Source organism: Kribbella sp. NPDC055110, assembly GCF_053607525.1.
On sequence record NZ_JBSGTS010000008.1, the window covers coordinates 76,429 to 89,914 of the forward strand.

Here is a 13,486-nt window from a genome sequence, read left to right on the forward strand (position 1 = left end):
GCGCGAACCAACGGCACGGATTTTAACACAAGGGACAGGAATTGCCGAATCCAGTCGAAACCGAACAGGCCAGCCTGATCACGTTCTACGCCGCGCTGGACGCGGAGCGCGAGCGTACCGACGCACGCGCCGACGACGAGCAACTGGTGCACACCCGCAACGCCCAGGCGCTGCATCAGCGTGACGGCCGGATCCGTGACCTCAAGCTCCGGCAGGTCCGGCTGAACGCCGCCGAGGAAGGCCTGTACTTCGGCCGCCTGGACGCCGCCGACGGCGAGGTCCTGCACCTCGGCCGGATCGGTCTGCACGACGACGACTACGAACCCCTGCTGGTGGACTGGCGCGCCCCGGCGGCGCGGCCGTTCTACATCGCGACCGCGGTGGCCAACCACGGCGTCGTCCGCCGACGGCACGTCCAGACCCGGTTGCGGCGCGTAGTCGACGTCCAGGACGAGCAGCTCGACCTCGGGCGCGAGGCCGCGGACGTCTCGAAACCCGGCACCGGCGTGATCGGCGAGGCCGTGCTGATGAAGGCGCTGGACGCCCGCCGGACCGGCCGGATGGAGTCGATCGTCCAGACGATCCAGGCCGACCAGGACCGGATCATCCGCTCCGAACTGCCCGGAATCCTGGTCGTCCAAGGCGGTCCGGGAACCGGTAAGACGGCAATCGCGCTGCATCGTGCGGCATTTCTGTTGTACACGCATCGTGAACAACTGGAAAAGCGCGGAATTCTCGTTGTCGGACCGAATGCGGCGTTCCTGCGCTTCATCGGCCAAGTGCTCCCGTCACTCGGTGAGGACGGTGTCCGCCTCGTCACGATCGCCGAACTGTTCCCGGGTGTGCACGCGACCCGCCCGGAGTCGCCGGAGAGCGCCGAGGTGAAGGGCCGGACGGTGATGGCCGACGTGATCGCGAAGACGGTCGCCGATCGGCAGTGGCTCCCCGAACGCCCGGTCCAGGTGACCGTCGAACGCACCGAGCTCTCCCTCGATCCTTCCGTGTGCGAGACCGTCCACGCACGAGTCCGTAACCGCAACCTCACCCACAACCAGGCGCGGCCGTTCGTCCTCAACGAGATCACCGACCATCTCACCAATCAGTACGCCGAACTGATCGGCACCGATCCGCTCGACGGGGAGCAGTTGCTCGACGAGTACGACCTCGCCGAACTGCGCAGCGAGGTGCTCGCGGAGCCCGCCGTACAGGCACTGCTCGAACGCCTCTGGCCGTTACTCGGTCCGGAGCGGCTGCTCGAGGATCTGTACGGCGACGAGGACCGGCTCGCGTCCGCGGCGCCGCAGTTGTCCGCGCTGGATCGCGAACACCTGTTGCGGTACGGCGACGACTGGAGTCAGTCCGACGTACCGCTCCTGGACGAGGCCGCGGAGCTGCTCGGCGACGACGGGTCCGAGGCGGCGCGGGAGCGGGCCGCCCGGGCGCGGGCAATCGCTTATGCACAAGGGGCTCTGGATGTTCTCGCTGGTTCGGGGTCGACCGACTTCGACGAGGACGACGAGGCGGAAATCCTTACGGCCAAGGACATTCTCGATGCCGAGGCGTTCGCCGAACGGTACGAGGCGGACGACGACCGGACGCTCGCCGATCGCGCGGCCGCGGACCGGCGCTGGACGTACGGTCACGTGATCGTCGACGAGGCGCAGGAGCTGTCGCCGATGGCTTGGCGGGCGATCGCGCGGCGGTGCCCGCTGCGGTCGATGACGGTGGTCGGCGATGTGGCGCAGACGAGCTCGATCGGCGGCGGTACGTCGTGGGCGTCGGCGCTCGGTGAGACGTTCGGTGATCGTTGGCGGCTGGCGGAGCTGACGTTGAACTACCGCACACCGGCCGAGGTGATGGAGCTCGCGCACGCTGTACTGCGCGAGGTCGACCCGTCGGCGCGGGCGCCCCAATCGGTCCGCTCCACGGGCATGAAACCGTGGCACGTCGACGTACCGGCAGCCGAACAGGCCTTGTACGTCTACAAGATGGCGGCCGAGGAGACGGCGTACGGCGAGGTCGGTGTGATCACGTCCCGCAGCCGGCTCGAGCTGATCCAGGAGGCGGTCGACGGCCTGAGCGGCGTCACGGTCCTGACCGCTCGCGAAGCCAAGGGCCTCGAGTTCGACTCCGTCCTGGTCGTAGACCCGGACGGCATCGTCATCGAGTCACCTCGCGGCCTCCGCGACCTCTACGTCTCCCTGACCCGCTGCACCCAACGCCTCGGAGTGATCGGCGAGCTACCCGACGTACTCGAGAACTCCTCCGCCTGGAGCTCACGCTGAACGATTTCAGCGTAGGGGGCTAGTGGTCGGCGCAGCACTTCTGCTGGTGCTGGAGTTCGAAGGGGATGAGGAGGTCGCCGGCGGACGGCTGGACCTGGAGGATCAGGCGGCCGTCGCGGCGGAGGGGGCGCAGGAAGTCGAGCGTGTCGATCAAGGTGTCGTCCTCGATCGGGACGCCGCCGATCGCTTCCAGGTGGTCGATACCGCAGCGGACGCGGAGTTCCGCGGCGGGCAGTACGCCGTGCGCCTGCTCGTGACCGGGCCAGCGCACCACGCGACCCGCCGTACCGAGGGCTGCCTCGACCGCCGCGACGTACGCGCCGCGGACCAGGCGGCTCGGTCCGGCCAGCTCCGGCTCGGACGCGCCGGGCCGCGTGACCGCGAGCCCGACGTTGCGGTCGGCAACCATCGCGCGGATCGACTCCGCGAGATCCGCCGTACTCGTGAGGGATACCGCGACATGCGGACGGTCGTCGCCCGCCACCATGTGGGTGAGGGCGACGACCGGCTGGTCGACGGCACCGACGAGTTCGTACACCAGGTGATCCGCCGCGGCCGTGTCCAAGCTGTCGGCATCGACCGCGACGATCACTTCGGCAGCACCCAGATCGGGTTGGTGTAGAACCACAGGTCGACCCACGGGTCTGCGTCGCCGACCACGTCCAGCTTGGGACCGGCCGGGTCGACGGCCGCGCCCAGGTACCCGGGCTGGCTGCGGTTCCCGTCGGTGCCACGAACTCGGACGTACTGCGCTTCCTCGGCGGGACCGAGCGGGTACACGAGCTCGAACGTGCCGCGCTTGCCCGCGGTGTCCCACTGCTGGACGACCTTCGTGTTCGGCGCGGTCATCGTGTCCTTGTCGCCGACCGGTCCGGTGACCGAGCCCCGGATCACGTCGACCCGGTTGAGCGCGGGCACGAAGTTCGCCCAGTTCGGCAGGGTCTGCGTGGTGATCCGTACGACGAGTTCGATCGCCCGGCCCTTCTTCACGATCAGCGCGCCGCCGAGCGGTTCGCCGTACCGCTTGCCGACCTCGCGGACCTCGACCTCGACACCCTTCACCAGCGCGCCGTGGTCGACCCAGACACGGCCATGGCGCAGGCCCTCCATCACCGCGAGGTAGTCGCGGCGGTCGGCGCCGACGTGGGTGCGGCTGTAGAAGCCCGGCCAGAAGTCGCTCGCGGTGGAGTTGACGGTGTTGCCGTACACCGGGTCCATGTACCGGCCGTCGCGGTCGAACTGCGCCTGGCTGGAGCCGTCCGGGCGGCGGGACGTCTCGTTCCAGTTCACGTGCGAGTCGGAGTTCGCGGTGATCCACCACGGCTTGCCTTCGGCGAGCAGGCTGTCCCACAGGCCGCCGACGGTCGCGGTCATCCAGTCGAAACCGCCCCAGGTGCGGTAGCTCTCGGCCGGGTAGCCGGGAAACGAGTTCGGGTTCGGGGCGTTGCCGTAGATACCGCGGGCGTTGCCGGCGCCGATGCCCTTCGGGAGACCACCGGCCTGGTGACCGGGCGCGCCCTCGAAGCCGATCGCGATCCGCGGGTCGGCGTCACGCCAGTTCCGGATCTCGTGCGGGCTGTCGATCCCGTTGCGGGCCGGGTGGTTGGCCAGGAACAGCGCGTCCGCGATCCGGCGCTGGTCGACCTGCTGACCGAGCCACTGGATACCGGACACCGCGAGCGCCTCGTTGGCCGGCGAGTTCGCGCTCGCGTTGTTCACACTGCCGTCGTACCCGTTCTCGAACTGCTTCAGTACGTCGACCTCGCGGCTTCCCGGCGCGACGAACACCGTGCCGTGCTCGGCGGCCGGGATGTTCCACTCCAAGCCCTGGAAGATCAACGTGTCGCGCAGCTCAGCACGGGCCGCCTTGATCTGCGGGTTGACCAGGTCGACGCCGATCCGCGCATGCGTCGCGCCGCCGTGATCGGTGATGACGAGCCAGTCCAGCCCGTACGCCGAGGCGTGGCGCGCCTGATCGATGACGCGGTACATGCCGTCGGAGCTCAGCTGCGTGTGGATGTGGTGGTCGCCGGCCAGCCACACGTTCGGCCGGTTGCCGTGCTGGAAGATCCACCCATCCTTCGGCGCGGTGGCCGCCGCGAACTGAGCACCTGTCATGGCGAGCGCCGCCGTACCCCCGAGAATCCCGGCCGACCGCAGCAGCCCGCGCCGCGAAACCTCCGCCGGCGACAGGTCACTGTCCGGCACCGACTCGTCCAACGCCGCCAGCGTCGCCTGATCCAACTCGGCATTCGGATGGTGATGCCCGTGACTGTGGTCGTGCTCGTGGTCGTGCGAATGCGAATGCGGGTGATCGTGCAAGTGCCCCATCGACAGTCCTCTCCCAGGCGGATTCGGCGCGATCATCACCCGTCCGCATGACCACCAGATGTTCCCCGGATGAACACCACTCCGGCGCCGAGTTGTGGACAACACAAAGTGACGGAGTTTCAATAGCTGGCGGGGGGAATCATGAATGGAGAACCGTATACACGCACGCATTGTCACCGGCGGGACGAGCGCGGTAACGCGACGCTGGCAGCGCTGGGAGGGGTGGCGGTCGGCGTCATCCTGGTGCTGCTGACCTGGCTCGTGGTGCTGATGACGAAGGACGATCCGGCACCGCGGGCGGCGGACACCACGCCGTCGACAGCGGCCCCGGCGCCGGTCGCGTCGGCACCGGTGTCGGTGTCGGTGATCACGAAGACCGTCGTACCGCAGCCGACGGTGAAGGGGATGTCGAAGTCGGCGCCGGCGGTCGGAGATGTCCGGTCGTTGCCGGCCGGGCTGTTCTGCCGGGACCTGAACGCCAAGGGATACAGCTATGTCGCGGCGATCGAATACTGGCGACTGCACGGTCAGCCGAACCAGATGGATGCCGACCGCAACGGAATTCCGTGCGAGACCGTGTACCCGCGCGGTGACGTCGCGGCCTACTGGAACGGGCGTGAGATCAGCGGCGTCGTGTTCTGGTCGGCCGGGCTGTACTGCCGGGACCTCGCTGCGCGGGGTGCGTCGTACTCCGAGGCGGTCAGATATTGGTGGTACTACGGCATGCCGGATCGGATGGATGCGGACAAGAACGGGATACCGTGTGAAACCGTGTACTCGTCTGCAGCAGTCAACGCGTTCTGGTATCCGTGACGCGGCGCCTCTGGACGGTCTTTCTCGCAGCGCTGGCGGTCGTCGCCGGCGGTGGGTTGTTCGCGCTCTCAGCAGCCGGCGTCTTCGACCGGGCGCAACCCACCGCCGACCCGACACCAAGCGCATCAACACCGCAGCCGTCACGCATACCGCAGCCGTCCACCACATCGACGACAACGAGCACCACTATGCCGCCGGCCGCGCAGGCGCACCCAAGCACTCCGCCACACCCGAGCAACCCTGCTCCAACGGCGCGGCCTTCTCACCCGGAGCGCCCAGCACCGCGGTATGTGTTTCCCGTAGGTGGGTGCCGAGCGGACGCCTCGCAGAGCCACCATGACTATCCGGCGTCGGACATCTTTGCGCGTGTCGGGTGTTTGTTCGTTGCGCCGGTTGACGGGCGGGTGGACGAGGTGACGCGGGTCGACTCATGGGATCCGAAGACAAACCGAGGTGCTGACCGCGGCGGGCTCTCGGTGTCGGTGGTGGGGACGGATGGCGTTCGGTACTACGGCTCCCACTTGTCAGCGATCCAGCCCGGGATCGCGCCGGGGGTGTCGGTGCGGGCCGGGCAGACTCTGGGTCGGACTGGGAAGACGGGGAGCGCTCAGGGCACCCCACCGCACCTGCACTTCGGGATCAGCTGGCCGACCGGGCCCAACATGTGGTGGATCCGGCGCGGGGCGGTCGCACCGCAGCAGTTCCTGAACAGCTGGCATCACGGCGGGCAACTGTCCCCCGCGGCGGCGGTCGCCGCGGGTCGCCGGGCGTACGGCGCAGACCACGGCTGCCGCTCGTACTGCTGACCACGGGCGGTGTCGTCCTGACCCCGACAGCGGTGTCGTCTTGCCCCGACGGTGTCGAGAGTGCGTCGGCGGCTCCGACGTACCGGGGTCAGCGTCAGGTGAAAGGACGGATCGTGATTCTCAACAGCATGTTGCTCGGCAGTGCGGATGCGGAGCGGTTGAAGGCTTGGTACCGGGACGGGTTCCGGGCGCAGGTCGACGGGTACGGGAACCTGGACCTCGGCGGGTTCGGGCTGGTGATCGAGCAGCGCGACGACGTCGCGGCCAAGAACGCCGAACCGGGGCGGCACATCGTGAACTTCGCCGTCGACGACATCGAGGCGGCGGCCGCGCACCTGCGGACGCTCGACGTCGACTGGCTGGTGCACCCGGAGGATCGTGGGATCGGGTGGTTCGCGACCTTGATCGACCCGGACGGTAATTACGTGCAGCTTATCCAGATGAAACCGGAGTATTACGCGCAGAAGTGAAAAACGTTCGCACCGGACCTTGGGGGATCCGGTGCGAACGGGGTTTGTTTCGTCAGGCGCATTTGCAGGGAGAAAATGGCGGCAAGCGAGGGGCAGAACGCCCACACTCGCTTGCCGCCGCGTGCCCTGGGAAGAGCACTGCACCGGTTCCTTGGTGGTCGAGGTGAGGCGACTCGACCTGGCCGCGTTCCGCGTGGGTTGTCTGGTGAGTTACGGAACGCGAAAGGCACCGGGGGTATTTTCTCAGCGGGGCGCTACATCCCACATACGCTCGCCGGGCAGGGGGTCGGGGAGCTTGTCGACGTTGGGCATCGGGTCGTTGGTGACCCGAAGACCCGCGAACCGACGGCTCATGGCGTCTGCGTACCGCTCGGCCAACGCCGGCTCGGCGTTGTAGTCGGCGATCACGTGCTCACCGAACCAGACACGCACGCGTCGACGCGAAATGGTCTGGGTGGCGGTGGCGGTTGTCACTTGTCCTCCTGGCTGTACTTCGAGGGGTGGACGGCCTGGAAAACGCGGGCGAGCGCGGTGCCGGTGCGCCGTGTTGTGTTCACCGTCACGTCACTTCCAACGGAGGACGCGGAGTCGAGGTCACGCCCGGATTCGGATTTTCTGGGCAACCGGCAAAACTTTTTCGGACCCGCCAGGATCCAATTCTTTCGACAATGTGTTCGATTACTCGAATGGCCCGCGCACGGAGACGCCGCCGTCCAGCACGAGCTGCTGACCGGTGATGTACGACGCCGCGTCGGAGGCCAGGTAGACCACTGCCCGGGCCACCTCGTCGGAACGACCGAACCGGCCGACCGGGATCTCCTCGACGACGTCGGCGGCGACCACTCCGTTCGCGACGGCGGTCGCGATCGCCCCGGCCGCGGCGACGTTCATCCGGATCCCGTCCCGCGCGTACTCGGCGGCGACCGTGCGGGCCAGGCTGAGCAGTCCGGCCTTCATCACGCCGTACGCCGCCTGTTCGGGCGCGGCCATGAATCCGGTGACGGATCCGACGCTGACGATCGCGCCGCCGGTGCCCTGGTCGAGGAAGACGCGGAGCGCGGCCCGGACGGCGCGGGCGACGTACCGGAGGTTGACCTCGTAGATCGTGTCCCAGTCCTCGTCGGCCATCTCGTGCAGCTTCACTGCGGGCACGAACGCGACCTGCCCGCCGACGACGGTGACGAGTACGTCGAGTCCGCCGAGTTTCTCGACCGCGCCCGCGACCATCGCCTCGAGATCGGTCGCCGAGCGGACGTCGCCGGAGATCGGGTACGCCGTACCGCCGGCTGCCCGCACCGCGTCGGCGGCTTCCGCGGCGCGCTGCGGATCGAGGTCCGCGACCATCACCGCGGCCCCTTCGTTGCCGAAGGCGTCGGTCGTCGCGCGACCGATCCCGCCTCCGCCGCCACCGATCACCAGGACGCGTTTCGCACTCGGCTGCATGGGCGGAGCGTAGATCAACAGTGTCGGGAGATTCACAGGGTTTCCTCAGGAAAGACACGCCGAAGCTGTCAGAACGGCTACGTACGCTGGGAGGCGTGACCATCGAAGACGCTGGTGTCAAGCCGCTGATCAACGGATCCACGGAGAGGGGATCCGAGGACAAGCCGGTCGTGGCGAATGCCCTCGTGGTGCCCGAGCGGGTCATCGGCGGCGTCGTACCGTCTCCCGTGCGGCCTGGTCCGACGGGGATCGCGGCCGTCCAGACCGAGCACCTGATCAGTGACGTCGGCGATGCGCTCCGGCTGCTCGACGCGGTCGAACGCGTGCGCGGTCACGCGCACCCGCTGATCCTGGGTCTGCAGGAAGCGATCGGGATCAAGATGCCTGCCGCGCTGGTGCTGAGCGCGATCGCGAACGGCCGTACGTCGGCGCCCGAGGTCGCGAAGCAGGTCGGGATCACGACCGGCGAGGCGGAGCTGGCGATCGCCGACCTGGAGGCGCTCGGGATGGTCCGGACCACGCCCGGCCTGACCGTCACGTCGATGGGTCAGGCGCGCCTCTCCCAGCTCGACGGCCTCACCGTCCGGGTCCTCGACGTCATCACCGGCATCCTCGGCCCGACCGACGCGGCCCACCTGGTCCGCCTCCTCCACACCGTCGCCGACGGCCTCGAATCCGCCTCAGTAGCCGCCGCCGTAAACCCGACCCTCCCCCAAATCATCCACAACTAACTCCGCCCACACCTTCCTGCACGGGGCGGGGATATCTGGCTGTTGAGACTGGTGTCTGGGCGGTCGACGGGTTTCCAGGCCGGGCTTGGTGTGATGTGCACGCTCGACAGGACATGTCCAGTGGCCGGGTAGTGCACCTGAGCGTGAACGCGCCCGCGCGTACACCGTCTCGCCGGTGCACTACCTGTCGAGCGTGCACACCACCCCGCCGCAAGCAGCCGTCCCACCACCAACCCCATCACCCAGCCGGCAAGACAACATCCACCCATCCGGCACAAGAACGGATATCCCCTGGTGTTGTGGGTTCTCCCCTCTAACACCAACGGAGAAGCCACAACACCGGCGGATATCCCCTCGTGTGCGAGGGCTCTCGTCGCGCCCGACCTCGGGGCCGGCCGACGGGATGGACCGGGCGGTGCATGCGGTGGTGCGGTGCGTGCGGTCGTGCGGCGTGACAGGCTCGGGGGTGTCGAGAACGGGGTGTTGGTCTCGACGTAGCTGGTGTCGAGCGAATCAGGAGGGCATCAGATGTTGAAGGACAGTAAGGCGTTCAGTGGGTTTTCGGTGGATGACGTGCCGCGGGCGAAGGAGTTCTACGGCGGGACGCTGGGGATCGACGTCGGCGAGGAGAACGGCCTGTTGTACCTGCGGACGGGTGGTGGGAACACGGTTCTCGTGTATCCGAAGGACAATCACGTGCCGGCGGAGTACACCGTGCTCAACTTCCCGGTCGACGATGTGGAGGCGACGGTACGCGAGTTGATCGCGCGGGGTGTCGTGTTCGAGAGGTACGTCGACGAGCAGGACGAGCTCGGGATCAACCGCGGTCAGGGTCCGTTGATTGCCTGGTTCAAGGATCCGGCGGGAAACGTGTTGTCGATCATTCAGGCGTGAGGGATCGGGTCGTCGTACTGACCGGATGCCGTTGACGTACGGCCACGCGTAAGCGGTGCAGCCGTGCAGGCCAAGCGTCTGCTGCTGCATGACCGGCGCCGGTTGGCGGTGGCCGGTCTCGTGGTTGACCATGTACTGCCGGTACGTCGTCAGCGGCGCGCTGTATCCCGGTACGCTGTGCACCCACCGCGCTACGTTCGGCACGACCCGGTTCCCGATCCGGCAACTCATGTACCGGTCCGGTGCCGCGCCGCAGATCAGGTCCCGCGTCCCAGGCGTCACCAGCAGCACCGTGAAATCCGGGCTCGTCCCCGGCCCGACCTGCTGGAACCGCCACAGCCCGTGCGACGCCCACCCCTGAGCCCCGCCGTACGTCGCCCGCACGAACCGCGCGAACTCGCGGCGGTCGATGCCGCTGATCCCGCCCTCGATCGCGATCTGGAACCGCATCAGCTTCCCCGCCTGCCCGATCACCGCGGGATCTCCCGGGAGTACGGCGTACGATCGCGTCCCCGCCACCGGGTACGAGATCACCTGTGGAGGCCGCTGCAAAACCACGGACCGCACCGGCTGAGCACGCTCGACAGGCTGTGCCGACTGAGCCGATGCCGGTACGACGCCACGCCCCGGGTACCCGTGCCGACCGAACGGGCCGGCGGGCAACAGCACCCCGCCCGCGACCACTACAGCGATCGCGACGACAACAGTCCAGCGGCGCATCCGATGAGCTCCTCACACCACGCCCGGGCGGGCGTGTCCTCACTCCTTACTTGCCACTGTGCCCCGAATCCCTTCTCGTCAGCGGTACGAGCAGCGCTATGCCTTGGTGGTCCGGAAACGGAGCGTCGGGTACTTCGCCTCGGTGAATCCGAGGCCGCGGTAGAGCTCGATGCCGTAGTCGGTCGCGTGCAGTTCGACCTGGCCGACGCCGGTCTCGTCCCGGAACCAGTCCATCAGCGCGACCACACACGCCCGCGCGAGACCGCGCCGCCGGAAGTCCGGTTCGGTGCTGACGTTGAACAGGTGACCGCGAAGTGTGGTCAGGTCGTTCGGGCCCGGCGCGTGCACGTACACGTTGCCGGCCGCACCTGCCACCACGCCGGCGTTCGGGTCGTCGACGACGTACGCCGCGAACGTGTCCGGGGAGGCCAACTGTCCAGTGAACCACTCGCGCGCGGTCGCCCGCCACGGGGCGTCCGGTCCGCCGACGTCGGCGCCCATCGCGGCGAGCATCAGCCCGCGTAAACGGACCAACGACTCCGCGTCGTCGGCCTCCGCCCGTCGTACCAGCACACGTCGTACCTGAATGTCGGTCACTTCGTGGATCATGCCAACTTTTTGCCGCGTCAGTGAATCGAAGGGGTCATGGCCCCGAGCAGAGCGACGCGCGCTATCCGGGCACGTCGTCCGAGTCCACGCCGGCGGTCCGCGTTCGGCGCCCTGACGATCGCCGTGCTCGGCGTGCTGCTCCCCGGTACGGCGTACCTCGTCGCTCGCCGGACCAAGCTCGGTTCGACGCTGATCGTGCTGAGCCTCGCGCTGTACGGCGGCGCGGCGTACGTCGGCCTGCGGAAACGGGACGCGGTGATCTCGTGGGCCGTGAATCCGTCGGTGCTGAACTGGATGATCATCGGCCTGGCCGCGGTCGCACTCGTGTGGGTCGTCGTCCTGATCACGTCGTACAAGATGCTCCGGCCGCTGACTGTCGGACCGGGATCACGGATGGTCGGAGCACTGGTGACCGGCGTGCTCTGCTTCGCGATGACGGTGAGTACGGCGACCGGCGCGCAGACGTTGATGGCGCAGCGGGACCTGGTGACGAAGGTCTTCGGGGGTCCTGAGTCGAAGAGTCAGACGCGGCCGACGATCACCCCGAAGAAGGACATCTGGCAGCAGCTGCCGCGGCTCAACATCCTGCTGCTCGGCGCGGACGACGGCGAGGGCCGCGGCGGAACGCGGACCGACACGGTGATGGTCGCGAGCATCGACACCAAGACCGGCAATACCTCGCTGATCTCGCTGACCCGGAACTTCATGCGGATGCCGTTCCCGGAAGACTCCCCGCTGCACAAGATCTACCCGACCGGGTTCTGGGATCCGAACGGCGAGAAGGAACAGTCGGAGTTCTACTTGGACGCGATGTACCGGAACATCCCGCGGCTGCATCCCGGCATCCTCGGCCCGTCGGACAACGAGGGCGCGGACATCCTCAAGGTGTCCGTCGGCGAGGCGCTCGGGCTGCGGATCCACTACTACGTGCAGGTCAACCTGGCCGGCTTCGCGCAGCTTGTCGAGGCACTCGGCGGGATCATGGTGAACATCAACTACCCGGTCCCGGTCGGTGGCAACGACGACAAGTCGATCCCGCCGAGCCGGTACCTCGCGCCGGGACCGAACCGGCAGCTGAACGGCACCGACGCGCTGTGGTTCGCGCGCGGGCGGTACCAGGTGCCGACGGCGGACCTCGCGCGCCAGGCCCGGCAGCGCTGCACCGTCAAGGCGATCGTCGAACGCGCGACCCCGCAGAACGTGCTCACGAACTACCAGGCGATCGCGAAGGCCGGCGAGCAGCTGATCCGCACGGACATCCCGAAGGACCAGCTGGGCGCGTTCGTCACGCTCGGGCACCGCGTCAAGACCGCGAAGATCGCCAACGTCGACCTCGACAAGAAGAAGAACTTCCCGACCGGCCGCAACCCGAACTACGCCGGGATGCGCGAGATCGTGGCGCAGGCCCTCAACCCGGTCCGCCGTACGACGCCACGCAAGATCACCACCGTGCCGCCGTCCACCGCAGCCCAGCCGAAGCCCAAAGCCGACGGCGACTTGACCTCGGCCTGCGCCTACAACCCAGGCCCGCCGAGCTGATCGCTGCGCCTTCGCCGCCCGCCCGGATCAGCGCCGAGATCCCGTCAGGCGTAGCGGACGCCGAGGCCGCCGTCGACGGCCCAGTTGGCGCCCGTGACGAACGCGGCAGCGTCGGACGCGAGGAAGCAGACGACCTCGGCGACGTTCTCCGGCGTACCGATCCGGCCGAGCGGGTGGACGCCGAGCGCCTTCTCGCGTTCGCCGGGGATGGTGTCGAAGAACTCCTCGAGCAGGTCGGTGGAGATGTAGCCGGGGCTGACCGCGTTCACCCGGACGTCGTACTGCGCGACGTCGAGGGCGAGCGAGCGGGTCATCCCGACCAGGCCGGACTTCGCCGCTGCGTACGGGAACATGCCGGCCGTGGTCAGCTTCGAGTGGATCGAGGCGATGTTGACGATCGAGCCGTGCCGGGCGTCGATCATCGGCTGCAACACCTGGCGGGACATCAGGAACGCGCCCTTCAGGTCGACGTTGAACACGTCGTCCCACTCGGACACGGACATCTTCGCCGGGTCGGCGTACGAGTTCTTGCCGGCGTTGTTGACCAGCACGGTGACCTGCTTGCCGAGGTCATCGGTCAGCTGGCCGACTGCCCGCCGGACCGACACCTCGTCGGTGATGTCGCCGACGGCCGCGGCCACCGTCGCGCCGGTCCCGGCCAGTTCCGCGGTCGTCGCTGTCAGTTCGTCGGTCAAGATGTCGACGAGCGCGACCGCCGCACCCTCTTCCGCCGCCTTGACCGCGACGGCCCGCCCGATCCCGCGGGCGGCACCCGTCACCAGCACAACCTCGTTCGCCAACCGACCTGTCACAAACGCCTCCTCGACCTAGGGCTCGCTGACGAC

Annotated in this window: 13 protein-coding genes and 1 pseudogene; 7 read left to right on the forward strand and 7 right to left on the reverse strand. The window is 68.2% G+C overall.

Features of this window, described 5'->3' with window-relative positions; genetic code table 11:
• Positions 1–41 precede the first annotated feature (41 nt).
• Positions 42–2,285, forward strand: a complete 2,244-nt coding sequence (locus ACWF0M_RS14790; RefSeq protein WP_452236186.1) for a HelD family protein — start codon at positions 42–44, stop codon at positions 2,283–2,285.
• 19 nt (positions 2,286–2,304) lie between these two features.
• Here ACWF0M_RS14790 and ACWF0M_RS14795 read toward each other — a convergent pair whose 3' ends face one another.
• Positions 2,305–2,877 (reverse strand): hypothetical protein, encoded by a 573-nt coding sequence (locus ACWF0M_RS14795; protein WP_452236187.1) that lies wholly within the window; start codon positions 2,875–2,877, stop codon positions 2,305–2,307.
• Positions 2,874–4,616, reverse strand: a complete 1,743-nt coding sequence (locus ACWF0M_RS14800) for a PHP domain-containing protein (RefSeq protein ID WP_452236188.1) — start codon at positions 4,614–4,616, stop codon at positions 2,874–2,876. The genes ACWF0M_RS14795 and ACWF0M_RS14800 overlap by 4 nt, the downstream gene beginning before the upstream one ends.
• Positions 4,617–4,757: 141 nt before the next feature.
• On the opposite strand from ACWF0M_RS14800, the gene ACWF0M_RS14805 reads away from it, so the two are divergent.
• The 3 genes from ACWF0M_RS14805 (at position 4,758) to ACWF0M_RS14815 (ending at position 6,705) form a co-directional block, all read left to right on the forward strand.
• Positions 4,758–5,429 (forward strand): hypothetical protein, encoded by a 672-nt coding sequence (locus ACWF0M_RS14805; RefSeq protein ID WP_452236189.1) that lies wholly within the window; start codon positions 4,758–4,760, stop codon positions 5,427–5,429.
• A gap of 188 nt (positions 5,430–5,617) precedes the next feature.
• Positions 5,618–6,235 (forward strand): M23 family metallopeptidase, encoded by a 618-nt coding sequence (locus ACWF0M_RS14810; protein ID WP_452236414.1) that lies wholly within the window; start codon positions 5,618–5,620, stop codon positions 6,233–6,235.
• A gap of 113 nt (positions 6,236–6,348) precedes the next feature.
• Entirely contained in the window at positions 6,349–6,705 is a 357-nt protein-coding gene (locus tag ACWF0M_RS14815) for a VOC family protein (RefSeq protein ID WP_452236190.1), read from the forward strand.
• 243 nt (positions 6,706–6,948) lie between these two features.
• On the opposite strand, the gene ACWF0M_RS14820 is transcribed toward ACWF0M_RS14815, so the two are convergent.
• The gene (locus tag ACWF0M_RS14820) at positions 6,949–7,179 is read right to left on the reverse strand and encodes a hypothetical protein (RefSeq protein WP_130386345.1); all 231 of its coding nucleotides are present in this window, start codon (positions 7,177–7,179) and stop codon (positions 6,949–6,951) included.
• 204 nt (positions 7,180–7,383) lie between these two features.
• Positions 7,384–8,148, reverse strand: a complete 765-nt coding sequence (locus ACWF0M_RS14825) for an SDR family NAD(P)-dependent oxidoreductase (RefSeq protein WP_452236191.1) — start codon at positions 8,146–8,148, stop codon at positions 7,384–7,386.
• 95 nt (positions 8,149–8,243) lie between these two features.
• On the opposite strand from ACWF0M_RS14825, the gene ACWF0M_RS14830 reads away from it, so the two are divergent.
• Both ACWF0M_RS14830 and ACWF0M_RS14835 read left to right on the forward strand, forming a co-directional pair.
• Complete coding sequence (locus ACWF0M_RS14830) at positions 8,244–8,879, forward strand: MarR family transcriptional regulator (protein WP_452236192.1); 636 nt, start codon at positions 8,244–8,246, stop codon at positions 8,877–8,879.
• Positions 8,880–9,407: 528 nt separating this feature from the next.
• A complete protein-coding gene (locus ACWF0M_RS14835; RefSeq protein ID WP_452236193.1) occupies positions 9,408–9,773 on the forward strand; it encodes a VOC family protein in 366 nt (121 codons plus the stop codon).
• A gap of 126 nt (positions 9,774–9,899) precedes the next feature.
• On the opposite strand, the pseudogene ACWF0M_RS14840 reads toward ACWF0M_RS14835, so the two are convergent.
• Positions 9,900–10,493 (reverse strand): annotated as a pseudogene (locus ACWF0M_RS14840) (DUF3152 domain-containing protein); the annotation flags it as partial.
• A gap of 96 nt (positions 10,494–10,589) precedes the next feature.
• Positions 10,590–11,090, reverse strand: a complete 501-nt coding sequence (locus ACWF0M_RS14845) for a GNAT family N-acetyltransferase (protein ID WP_452236194.1) — start codon at positions 11,088–11,090, stop codon at positions 10,590–10,592.
• 48 nt (positions 11,091–11,138) lie between these two features.
• Here ACWF0M_RS14845 and ACWF0M_RS14850 point away from each other — a divergent pair, with 48 nt between their 5' ends.
• Positions 11,139–12,641, forward strand: a complete 1,503-nt coding sequence (locus ACWF0M_RS14850) for an LCP family protein (RefSeq protein WP_452236195.1) — start codon at positions 11,139–11,141, stop codon at positions 12,639–12,641.
• A 44-nt stretch (positions 12,642–12,685) separates the two neighbouring features.
• Here ACWF0M_RS14850 and ACWF0M_RS14855 read toward each other — a convergent pair whose 3' ends face one another.
• The gene (locus ACWF0M_RS14855) at positions 12,686–13,453 is read right to left on the reverse strand and encodes an SDR family NAD(P)-dependent oxidoreductase (RefSeq protein WP_452236196.1); all 768 of its coding nucleotides are present in this window, start codon (positions 13,451–13,453) and stop codon (positions 12,686–12,688) included.
• Between the last annotated feature and the right edge of the window lie 33 nt (positions 13,454–13,486).

Excerpts from the sequence above, each read along its gene's own strand:
- ACWF0M_RS14800 (WP_452236188.1), bottom strand. The coding sequence starts at position 4,616 with ATGGGGCACTTGCACGATCACCCGCATTCGCATTCGCACGACCACGAG.
- ACWF0M_RS14805 (WP_452236189.1), top strand. The coding sequence starts at position 4,758 with ATGAATGGAGAACCGTATACACGCACGCATTGTCACCGGCGGGACGAG.
- ACWF0M_RS14810 (WP_452236414.1), top strand. The coding sequence starts at position 5,618 with ATGCCGCCGGCCGCGCAGGCGCACCCAAGCACTCCGCCACACCCGAGC.
- ACWF0M_RS14825 (WP_452236191.1), bottom strand. The coding sequence starts at position 8,148 with ATGCAGCCGAGTGCGAAACGCGTCCTGGTGATCGGTGGCGGCGGAGGC.
- ACWF0M_RS14835 (WP_452236193.1), top strand. The coding sequence starts at position 9,408 with ATGTTGAAGGACAGTAAGGCGTTCAGTGGGTTTTCGGTGGATGACGTG.
- ACWF0M_RS14850 (WP_452236195.1), top strand. The coding sequence starts at position 11,139 with ATGGCCCCGAGCAGAGCGACGCGCGCTATCCGGGCACGTCGTCCGAGT.